We start from the raw sequence: 10,041 nt of genomic DNA on the forward strand, positions 1-10,041 counted from the left end.
TGAGCGACCGCCCTGCAGCCGGCCGCGCCGACGGACCGTCAGGACGGCGGGGCGAACGGCGACGGGGTCACCAGGCTGGTCCTGCCCCCGGTGTCCACCATCGTGCGCACCTCGTCCGGGTCGTCGGGGTTGATGCAGAAGACCAGTACGGTGTCGCTCGCCGGGTCGTACTGCACCGCCGCCGTGCTGCGCGCCCGCACCAGCACCTCGTCGAGCTCCGGGGCGAGCACCCAGGCGGCGTCCGCCGGCAGGTGCGGCGCGAGCGAGGCGGGGACGTCGTCGCCGTGCGGGAGGTCGTCGGGGGCGAAGACGGGCTTGCTCGCGGGTTCGGTGCGCCGGCCGTCCAGCAGTCGCTTCACCTGACCGGGCTTCAGGTGCAGCACCGCGAACATCGGATGCTCGTTGCTCGGGACCAACTCCCGCTCGCCCCCGGGCCAGTGCAGCACCCACTGCGCGTCCACCAGCTCGCCGAACCGGTGGAAGCGCGTCACCATCGGCGCCATGTCGGTACGCAGCCCGGTGGTTTTGTCCGCGTCGGACTCGATGACCCTCTCACCGTGCGCCGGGCCGTTGGCACCACAGGCCGCCAGCCCCCCGAAGACCGCCCCGAGCGCCAGGAAGGCGCCCACCACCTTCGTCCTCCGCCGCAATGCCCGCCCCCTCCGCCCGGATCCCGTCCCTTGTCGGCCCCCATGCTGGCCGACCCTGCCGGAGCGATCATCAACTCGAAGGATGACCCGATCGCTCCGTGTACGCCTGAAGAACGAACCCGCCGTCCGACACGCCCGGTCGCCCCCGCCCCTCACCTGCCTCTACGGCCGCGCCGCTCCCCATCCCTGACGGTCAGTCAGTCGCTGCCGCACAGCGCGTGGTCGATCAGGGTGTTCTCGGCGGCGGCGATGCGCACCGCGTCGTCCGGGGAGGCGATCTGCACGCCCGAGAGTGAGACCGTGACGGCGCGGCGGCCGTCGGAGGTGGTGCCGGTGGCGGTGATCCAGCCGGAGTCGCCGCCGTCGTGGCCCCAGTAGAGGCCGCCGCAGGAGAGGGGGCGGGAGAACAGGCCGAGTCCGTCGCGGGCGCCCGGCATCAGTGGTTCGACGTCCTGGCCGACGGGGACGGTCTGCTGCAGTTGGGCGAGTTGGGCGGGCGGCAGCAGCTTGCCGCCGAGCAGGGCGGCGAAGAAGCGGTCGAGGTCGGCGGTGGTGGAGATCAGGCCGGCCTCGCCGTTGGTGCCCATGCCGACCTGTTCGGTGACGTCCACCAGCGGGCCGCCGTCCTGGAAGCGCTGGTAGGTGGCGGCGTGCGGCTGCGGCAGGGCGGGGGTGGCGCCGGGACGGGAGGTGTGGTCGAGGGCGAGCGGCCGGACGATCCGGTCGTGCACCTCCTGGTGCCAGGGGTGTCCGGTGACCCGTTCGACGATCATGCCGAGCAGCACGTAGCCGGTGTTGCCGTAGCTCCACTGCGTGCCGGGGCGGAAGTCCGGCTGGTGGGCCACGGCCCGGGCGACGGTCTGCTCGGCGGTGACGGTGTCGTTGCGGTGCTGCTGGAAGTCCTCCGCCGAGGTGTAGTCGGGGTAGTCGTCGTGCAGGCCGCTGCGGTGCTGGAGCAGGTCGCGGACGGTGATCGCCCGCCCGTCGTTGCCGTTGCCGGACACCACGCCGGGCAGCCGGCTCTCCACCGTGTCGTCCAGCGTCAGCTTTCCCTCGGCGACGAGTTGCAGGACCACGGTGGCCACGAAGGCCTTGGTGACGCTGGCGATCCGGAAGTACCCGTCGGCGGGCACCGGCTGTCGGGTCGTCACATCGGCGACGCCGCCGACGGCGGTGGCGTCCGGGCCGTCGGGGCCGGTCAGGCGGGCCTGCACGCCGGTCGCGCCGAGCGCGGTGAGCGCGTCCACGTCGCGCTGGAGCGCGGCGTTCGTGCGGTGTCCGCCGTCGCCCCGCCGCTCGGCGACGGTCGCGCCCAGCAGGCCGGCGGTGACCGCTCCGGCGGCGAGGGCGGACAGCAGCAGGGTGCGGCGGCGGGAGCGGCGGGGGGTCTCGTTCGGTGTGTTCGTCATGGTCGTCGACGCTAGGCGCGGCGGGGTGGTGCGGTCGGTGCCCCGTACTGGTGGGAAAAGGGTGCAGCTGGCTGTAGTGCCCGGCGCGGTGACGATGACTCAGACTTGTCCGAATGAATGATCACAGGGGCGGCCGGCTGTCGGCGTGGTGGCGCGGCCCGGGGTATCTGCTGGGCGGTCTCGGCACGGGCGCGGCCACGCTGCTCGCGCTGCCGGTGCTGCTGGCGCCGGGGGCGGCGCGCGGCTGGGCGTCCTGGCACCGCCGGCGCGCCGACCGGCTGCTGCGCGCCGCACCGTCGGGGCCGGTCCGGGTCGGCCGGTGGCGGCTGCTGGCGTGGACGGGCTCGCACGCCGTCACCGGCCTGGCGTTCGGCGCGTTCACCGCCCTGTGCGCGGGCAACACGGTGACCACCGCCGTCACCCTCCCGCTGTGGTGGGCGCTGCCGGCCGGCACCCGCGCGGGCGGCTTCGCGGCGGGCGTTCCGCTGACCGGCTGGGGCGCCGTGCTGACGCTCGGGACGGCCCAGCTGGCCGCGTTCGCGGCGTTGACGTACGTCGCGGTCCCGCCGCTGGCGCGGCTGCACGCCCGGCTGTGCGTGCTGCTGCTGTCGCCGTCGGCGACCGAGCGGCTGGCCCGGCAGGTGGCGACGCTGACCGAGACCCGGGCCGGTGCGATGAGCGCGCACGGCGCGGAACTGCGGCGGATCGAACGGGACTTGCACGACGGCACGCAGGCCCGGCTGGTGGCGATCGCGATGCGGCTCGGGGTGGCCCGCGAACTGCTCGACGAGCAGCCCGAGTCGGTGTCGAGGCTGCTGGCGGAGGCGCAGCAGGGCACCGAGGACGCGATGGCGGAGCTGCGCGCCGTCATTCGGACGATCTACCCGCCGATCCTCGCCGACCGGGGCCTGGCGGGGGCGCTGGCCGCGCTGGCGGCGGGCGCGGCGATCACCACGGACCTCGACACCGTCGACTGCGGGGACGTCCCGGCGGCGGTGGAGGCGGTCGCGTACTTCACGGTCGCCGAGGCGCTCACCAACGCCGCCAAGCACAGCGGGGCGGCCCGGGCGGGCGTCCGGGTGGGCCGGGACGGCGACCGGTTGACGGTGCTGGTCACCGACGACGGAGTCGGCGGCGCGGACGAGTCGCGCGGCACCGGCCTCGCCGGGATCCGCCACCGGGTCCTGGCGCTGGACGGTACGGTGCGGGTGCACAGCCCGGTCGGCGGGCCGACCGTGATCGAGGTGGGGCTGCCGTGCGGGTCGTGATCGCCGAGGACCACGTGCTGCTCGCCGGCGGTCTCGAACTCCTGCTCACCGCCAAGGGTTTCGAGGTCGCGGCCATCGCCGGCGACGCCCCGGCCTTCCTCGCCGCCGTCGCCGAGCACCGCCCGGACGTCACCATCGTCGACGTCCGCCTGCCGCCCGGCTTCCGCGACGAGGGCGTCCGCGCGGCCATCGAGGCCCGCCGCCTGCACCCCGGGCTGCCGGTGCTGGTGCTCTCGCAGTACGTCGAGCGGCAGTACGCGGGCGAGTTGGTCTCCGACGGGCGCGGCGGGGTCGGCTACCTGCTGAAGGACCGGGTCGGCCGGGTCAGCGAGTTCGTCGACGCGCTGCGCCGGGTGGCGGCCGGCGGCACGGTCATGGACCCGGAGGTCATCGCCCAGCTCCTCACCCGCCCCGCCCACGACCCGATCGCCGCCCTCACCCCGCGCGAGCGCGAGGTCCTCGCCCTGATGGCCGAGGGCAAGGACAACGCGACTCTCGCCACCCGCCTGGTCATCACCGACAACGCCGTCCACAAGCACATCGGCAACATCTTCACCAAGTTGGGCCTCTCCCCCGCCGACAGCGGCCACCGCCGGGTGCTCGCGGTGCTCACCTACCTCAGTCGGCAGTGACAACCGGGTCGGTCCGGCTTCGGCGGCACCCGGGACCGAACGCCTGGTCGCCGCCGCCCTCCGCCCGGTCGACGAAGCGGTGGCGGGGCGCCCGGACGCTGTTGACGACCCGTCACCTCGTGCTCCGACCGGGGAGTTCGCCACTCGCGGGTCTCATTGATCGACATCGCGCCACGTGGCATTGTCGCCTCACACCCCGTGGCCGACCGGCCCCGCAACGTTGGGAGATGAGCGGATGAGCACGCAGAGCCCGTGGACGGCCCGGACGGTGGCCGGGGCCGGAGTCGACCTGCACTGCCGGGACTGGGCGGGCGCGGCCGACGCGCGGCCGGTGCTGCTGCTGCACGGGCTGGCGGGGCATGCGGGCGAGTGGGACGCGCTGGCGGCGGCGCTCGCGCCGGCGCGCCGGGTGGTGGCCGTCGATCAGCGTGGTCACGGCCGCTCGACCCGTCGGCCGGAGGATCTCGGGCGGGACGCGTACGTGGCGGACGTGCTCGCGGTCGTGGACGCCCTCGGTCTGGAGCGTCCGCTGCTGGTGGGGCAGTCGCTGGGCGGGCACACGGCGCTGCTGGCGGCCGCCGCGCATCCGGGGCGGTTCGCGGGGGTGGTGCTGGTGGAGGCCGCGGCCGGGGCGTCGCCGGGCGCGCCGGCGGAGATCGGGGCGATGCTGGCGGACTGGCCGGTGCCGTTCCCGGAGCGCACCGCGGCGGTGCGGTTCTTCGGCGGCGGCCCGCTCGGCGAGGTGTGGGCGGACGGCCTGGAGCAGCGCGGCGACGGCTGGTGGCCGCGGTTCGACCCGGAGGTGATGGTGGCGGCGCTGGCCGAGAACGCCGTCCGGGAGCGCTGGGAGGACTGGGCGGGCGCGGCGCACTGCCCGGCGCTGCTGCTGTTCGGCCAGCACGGCATCATTGCGGCGGCGGACGCCGAGCGGATGCTGACGCTGCGTCCGGACGCGCACGCGGTGAGCCTTCCCGGCGCGGGCCACGACGTCCACCTGGAGCACCCGGCCGAACTGCACCGCCTGGTCGCGGAGTTCCTGCACGGCCTGGCCGCCTGAGCGGGCGAACGGGCCCCACCGGCGCAGTGCCGGTGGGGCCCGGGGTCCGAGACCGCGGTCAGCGCACGGCGTACGCGTCGGTGACGGTCTGGGTGACCTTGGCGCCGTCGGCCGAGGCCAGGGTGATCCGCAGGCTGACGGTCCTTCCGGTGGCGCCCGTGTGGTCCAGGACGGCGACGTGGTCGGCGCCGACCGCGGCGTCCGTCCAGGTGGCGCCGCCGTCGTAGGAGAAGGCGAGTCGGGCGTCGGTCAGAGCGCCGGGGATGTAGCCGCTCTGGCCGGTGGCGGAGAGCGCTGCCCGCAGCGGTCCGGCGGCGACGGTGTTGTTGCCGTCGAGGTCGATCCGGTAGGCGGGGAACAGCAGCGGCAGCGACTGCGAGTACGCGGCCGGGTCGGTCGCCGAGCGGAAGCCGAACTCGGTGCGGACGGCGGTGGAGCGCTGCCACAGGTCCCGGTGGTGGAACCGGGCCTGGTCGAGCACCAGGGTGTAGTCCCGGTCTTCGGACGGGAGCTGCCAGACGAACGACGGGCCGAACCAGGAACGGCCCAACGAGGCCCCTCCGCTGAACAGTTCGACGCCGGCGGCGTCGCCGAAGTAGGACTGGCTGCCGGTGTGGTCGGCGTTGCCGTCGCCCCACAGGGTGCGGGTGAAGTCGACGCCGATCAGGTCGGCCTGGCGTTCGCCGACCAGCAGCGCGGAGCCGTCGGCGGCGCGTCCGGCGGTGGGCCGCAGGACGCCCTGGTACCACTCCTCGGTGCGGTGCTGCCCGGCCTGGTAGCGGCGCGGCAGATCCTGCATGAACTCGGTGAACGGCCAGCTGCTCTGTCCGTCGTGCAGCCAGGTGGTGTCGTCGGCGGTGTAGTACGCGGTCCGGGTGGACGGGGTGGCGACCAGGCCCTGCCCGACGGCGCTGCCCGCGTACGGGTTCCACGGGCGCTCGATGCTCAGGTAGTCGCTCATCCGGACCGGCGTGCCGGTGGAGTGCCAGTTCTCGGTGACGGTGGCGAGGTCGCGGTCGCGGACGGTGCGGCGCTGCTTGGCGCCGATCGAACCGGCGTCGTGGAACGCCAGGTTGTAGACGTAGGGGCTGTCGGCGGCGGAGGTCCACGCCAGGGTGACGGCGCCCTTGCCGAGGGCCGCCTTCAGCTTCGCGGCCTCGTCGGCGGTGATCGGCAGCACGGGGGCGTCCAGGCTGACGTCGTTCTTGCCGTACACGCCCGGGCTCTGACGGTAGGTCAGCACGCCGACGGCGCCGGCGTTCTCGGCGTTGGCGGAGACGGTGCGCTGCGAGGTGCCGTCGTCGGGGACGAGCACCAGCTTGCCCCTGACGTCGGCCGCGGCCAGGTCGGCCGGCGTCGCGCTCGCGGCCTGGGTCAACAACGCGCTTCCGGTGGCGGGCAGTTGGGCCTCGGCGGCGAACTGGGCGTAGTGCGGCTGCAGCGTGAGGCCGGCGCCCTTGAGCACCACCTCGGGGGCGGCCATCCGCAGGTAGCTGCCGAACTCGAAGCCGCCGGTGCGGGCCTTGCCGGAGCCCCAGGCGGAGAGTTCGACGGGCAGCACGCCCGCCCGCACGCCGGTGGAGTCCACCCACTTGTCGCCCCACCAGCGGCCGAGTTCGAGCGAGGCGCCGCGCACCTGGAGGTCGCGGTCGGCCTGCACCTCGATCCGGTTGGCCTGGCGGGCGTCGAGAGTGAGGACGGTGTCCTTGGTCAGCTGGAGCTCGGGCATGGCGAGCGCGGTGACGGCCTTCGGCGCGGCCTCGCCGGTGGTGTCGCCCCGCTCGGGGGTGACCACGTAGCCGCTCAACGAGTAGCTGCCGGGGCGCAGCCGGTAGACGATCTCGCCGTTGGCGTCGGGGGCCCGGCGGGTGCCGGTGGCCTGGCCGAGGTCGATCACGGTGATGCCGGTGCCCGCCTCGGACGCGGCGGGCCTGCCGTCGCGGTCGATCAGCTTGACCCGGACGGCGAGGGTCTCGGGTTCGACGTACGCGTTGAACGGGGTGGAGACGGTGGTCCCGTTGTCGGCGGTGGCGAGCACCCGGCCGGTGACGTCGCCGTACTGGCCGCCCGTCAGCTTCGCGTTGCCGTCGAAGGTGAGCGGCACCTGCACGGTGGCGCCGGCGGCGACGGTGACCCTGTCGGCGCCGAGCCTGACGACCTTCGACTTGACGGCGGACTCGTCGTCGCCGTCGGTGCGCTGCACGCCCAGCTTGAGCGTGACGGGCCGGTCGGAGGTGTTGGTGTACGGGAGTTGGACGGTGCGGGTGTCGGACTTCTGCTGCGGGTACGCGAAGTCGCCGAAGCCGACGGCGGGCGCGCCGAGCACGCTCTGGCCGGCGGCGGCGTCGACCCGCAGCCGGCCGGCGCCGGTCTGCTGGGCGTCGCCCGGGACGGTGGCCAGTGCGGAGGAGACCAGGGCGGCCTTGAGCTGGGCGGCGCTCCACTCGGGGTGGCGCTGCTTGACCAGGGCGGCGCTGCCGGCGACCAGCGGGGTGGCCATCGAGGTGCCGGACATCGAGGTGTAGGCGTAGACGCCGCGTCCGCCGGCGGCGGCGCCCTTGACGTCGACGCCGGGCGCGGCGATCTCCGGCTTCAGGGTGTGGCTGCCGGTGACGGAGCCGTGCGAGGAGAAGCTCGCGGTGTTGTCCTTGCCGTCGACGGCGCCGACGGTGAGCACGGCGGGCGCGCAGCCGGGCGAGCTGACCGACTGGTACTGGCCGAGGTTGCCGGCGGCGACCACGAACAGCGCCTTCGACTGTTCGGCGATGCGCTGCGCGGCGACCGACATCGGGTCGGTGCAGTCGGTGGGCTCGGGGCTGCCGAGGGACATCGACACCACGTCGGCGCCGGAGTCGGCGGCCCACTGCATGCCGGCGATGATCTGCGCCTCGGTGCCGGAGCCGTTGTCGTCGAGGACCTTGCCGACCAGCAGCTCGGCCCGGTCGGCGACGCCGCGTTCCCTGCCGCCGGACGCCTTGCCGGTGCCGGCGATCTCGGAGGCGACGAAGGTACCGTGGCCGACGGCGTCGTGGACGTCCTCGTCGACCGTGTCCGCGGTGAAGTTGCGGCGGGCGTCGACCTGTCCGGCCAGGTCGGGGTGCTGGTCGTCGATGCCGGTGTCGAGGACGGCGACCTTGACGCCCTGTCCGCCGAGTCCGGCGGCCCAGGCGGCGGGGGCGCCGATCTGCCGGGTCTCGGCGTCGTTGGCGGTGCGGACCTTGCGGTCCAGCCACAGCTTGGTCAGGCCGTCGCGGCCCTTGCCGTCCGGGCCGATCAGCTGGTTCCAGGTGCGGGCGGCGTCGTCCTTCGCGGGGGTGAACGCCACGCCGTCGACGGCCGCCAGCTGCTTGGTGCCGGCCGCCCGGGACCGGGCCTGCGGGCTGGCCTCGGCGGCCTGCGCGTCCCGGTAGGTGGCGATGAGGGGGAGCGTTTTCACGCTTCCGTCGTCGTAGCCCTGGCGCAGCAGTGAGCTGACGTTGAACAGGCCGCGGTCGACGGTGCCGGCGGCGAGCGCGGCGGAGGCGCGCTGCGGGACGACGTACTGGTCGCCGTTCTCCTGCTGGGTGAACGTCAGCGGGACGTCGCCGTGTTCGTCGGGCAGGACGGTGACGGCGGTGCGGCCGTCGGTGCCGGTGCCGACCTGCACCCGGTCGCCGGTGATCAGGGTGACGGTGCGCGGGGCGGCGCTGTGACGACCCGTCAGGGTGGAGCCGGGGTTTCCGGGCTGGGCGGCCAGGGCCTGACCGGTCGAGGTGAGCGTGCCGACGGCGAGGATGCCCGCCGCCGCCAGGGCCGTCGCGCCGCGTATGCGCGCCCTTTGTGTCATGAACGCCTCCAGGTGTCGGGTCATGGCCGGTGAGCCTGGCAGAAAACCGGGCCGGCCGGTCATGATGTGGCCTGGCGGGTCACCGCCCGGCGGCAAACCGCCACCGCCCGCACGGCGGTGCGCGGGGCACGGGCGGCGGCCCTGGGCACGGCGGAACGGAGCGCGGATGCTGGCGGCGATAGGTCTGGACGAGCACGCCGAGCGGGTCTACACCCACCTGGTGGCCCACGGCCCGGCGACCGTCGCCGAACCGGCCGCCCGCTGCGGCCCGGTGCCGACCGGCTCGCTCGAACTGCTCCAGGCCTGCGGACTGGTCGCCCCCGGCGCCGGCCTGCGCTACACCGCCGCTCCCCCGGCGGTCGCCCTGGAGGCCCTGCTCACCGGCCAGCGACACGCCCTGCGGGAGGCCGAGTTGACGGCCTCCACGCTCACCGAGGCCTACCGTTCGGCGACCGCCCGGCAGGACCGGGCGCACCGCGACCTGATCGAGGTGGTGGCGGGGCGGGCCGCGATCAGCCACCGCGTCGCGCAGTTGCAGGCCGGCGCGGAGCACGAACTCCTCGCGCTGGTGACGGGCCGTCACCAGGTGGTGCCCGCCGACGAGACCGGGGCCGAGTCGGCGGCCGTGGAACGCGGCGTCGGCTACCGGGTGGTGCTGGAGCGCCGCGCGCTGGACGAACCGGGCGCCGCGGCGCCGCTGTTCGAGGCGATGGACCGTCAGCAGCAGATCCGGGTGGTCGACCAGGTCCCCACCAAGCTGATCGTCGCGGACCGCTCCCTCGCCCTCGTCCCGCTCACCGACTCCACCGCCGACCCCGTCGCCCTGGTGGTCCGCGCCCCCGCCCTGGTCACCGTCTTCACCGTCCTGTTCGAACAGACCTGGGAGTGGGCCCACCCGCTCGGCCGCACCGGCTCCACCACCGTCGCCGTCGGGCCCGTCCCCGCCGGCGACCCCGACGAGACCGACCGCCGCATCCTCGCCCTCCTCCTCTCCGGCGCCACCGACCCCGCCGTCGCCAAACAGCTCAGCCTGGGCCTGCGCACCGTCCAACGCCGGATCAGCCGCCTGATGTCCCTGGCCCGCGCCGACACCCGCATCCAACTCGGCTGGCAGGCCCACCGCCGCGGCTGGGTCGACTGAGGCCCCGGCGGGCCGGCGTCACAGCTCCTGGTAGGTGAACTCGGCCACCGGGCCGGCC

The 10,041-nt window shown here is 74.8% G+C and carries 7 protein-coding genes; 4 read left to right on the forward strand and 3 right to left on the reverse strand.

The window, feature by feature from the left end:
• Nucleotides 1-38 precede the first annotated feature (38 nt).
• Together IEZ12_RS09690 and IEZ12_RS09695 are read right to left on the reverse strand one after the other, a co-directional pair.
• Entirely contained in the window at nucleotides 39-632 is a 594-nt protein-coding gene (locus IEZ12_RS09690) for a hypothetical protein (protein WP_189271631.1), read from the reverse strand.
• A gap of 215 nt (nucleotides 633-847) precedes the next feature.
• Entirely contained in the window at nucleotides 848-2,059 is a 1,212-nt protein-coding gene (locus IEZ12_RS09695; RefSeq protein ID WP_189271632.1) for a serine hydrolase domain-containing protein, read from the reverse strand.
• Between the two features lie 113 nt (nucleotides 2,060-2,172).
• On the opposite strand from IEZ12_RS09695, the gene IEZ12_RS09700 reads away from it, so the two are divergent.
• From IEZ12_RS09700 to IEZ12_RS09710, 3 genes are all read left to right on the forward strand, one after another.
• Nucleotides 2,173-3,327: a sensor histidine kinase gene (locus IEZ12_RS09700; RefSeq protein WP_189271633.1), complete on the forward strand. Its 1,155-nt coding sequence runs from the start codon at nucleotides 2,173-2,175 to the stop codon at nucleotides 3,325-3,327.
• Nucleotides 3,315-3,959 carry a response regulator transcription factor gene (locus IEZ12_RS09705; RefSeq protein WP_189271634.1) on the forward strand — a complete coding sequence of 215 codons (645 nt, stop codon included), beginning with the start codon at nucleotides 3,315-3,317 and terminating at the stop codon, nucleotides 3,957-3,959. The genes IEZ12_RS09700 and IEZ12_RS09705 overlap by 13 nt, the downstream gene beginning before the upstream one ends.
• 235 nt (nucleotides 3,960-4,194) lie before the next feature.
• Entirely contained in the window at nucleotides 4,195-5,016 is an 822-nt protein-coding gene (locus tag IEZ12_RS09710) for an alpha/beta fold hydrolase (protein WP_189271635.1), read from the forward strand.
• A 58-nt stretch (nucleotides 5,017-5,074) separates the two neighbouring features.
• Here the strand turns inward: IEZ12_RS09710 and IEZ12_RS09715 are convergent, their stop codons facing one another.
• Nucleotides 5,075-8,866 carry a S8 family serine peptidase gene (locus tag IEZ12_RS09715; protein WP_229847380.1) on the reverse strand — a complete coding sequence of 1,264 codons (3,792 nt, stop codon included), beginning with the start codon at nucleotides 8,864-8,866 and terminating at the stop codon, nucleotides 5,075-5,077.
• 142 nt (nucleotides 8,867-9,008) lie between these two features.
• On the opposite strand from IEZ12_RS09715, the gene IEZ12_RS09720 reads away from it, so the two are divergent.
• On the forward strand, nucleotides 9,009-9,983 hold the full coding sequence (locus IEZ12_RS09720; RefSeq protein WP_189271636.1) for a helix-turn-helix transcriptional regulator: 975 nt from the start codon (nucleotides 9,009-9,011) through the stop codon (nucleotides 9,981-9,983).
• The last annotated feature ends 58 nt before the right edge of the window (nucleotides 9,984-10,041 follow it).

This window comes from Kitasatospora griseola (assembly GCF_014648555.1).
Classification (GTDB): domain Bacteria; phylum Actinomycetota; class Actinomycetes; order Streptomycetales; family Streptomycetaceae; genus Kitasatospora; species Kitasatospora griseola.

Coding starts and splice junctions, on each gene's coding strand:
- IEZ12_RS09695 (WP_189271632.1), bottom strand. CDS start 2,059: ATGACGAACACACCGAACGAGACCCCCCGCCGCTCCCGCCGCCGCACC.
- IEZ12_RS09700 (WP_189271633.1), top strand. CDS start 2,173: ATGAATGATCACAGGGGCGGCCGGCTGTCGGCGTGGTGGCGCGGCCCG.
- IEZ12_RS09710 (WP_189271635.1), top strand. CDS start 4,195: ATGAGCACGCAGAGCCCGTGGACGGCCCGGACGGTGGCCGGGGCCGGA.
- IEZ12_RS09715 (WP_229847380.1), bottom strand. CDS start 8,866: ATGACCCGACACCTGGAGGCGTTCATGACACAAAGGGCGCGCATACGC.
- IEZ12_RS09720 (WP_189271636.1), top strand. CDS start 9,009: ATGCTGGCGGCGATAGGTCTGGACGAGCACGCCGAGCGGGTCTACACC.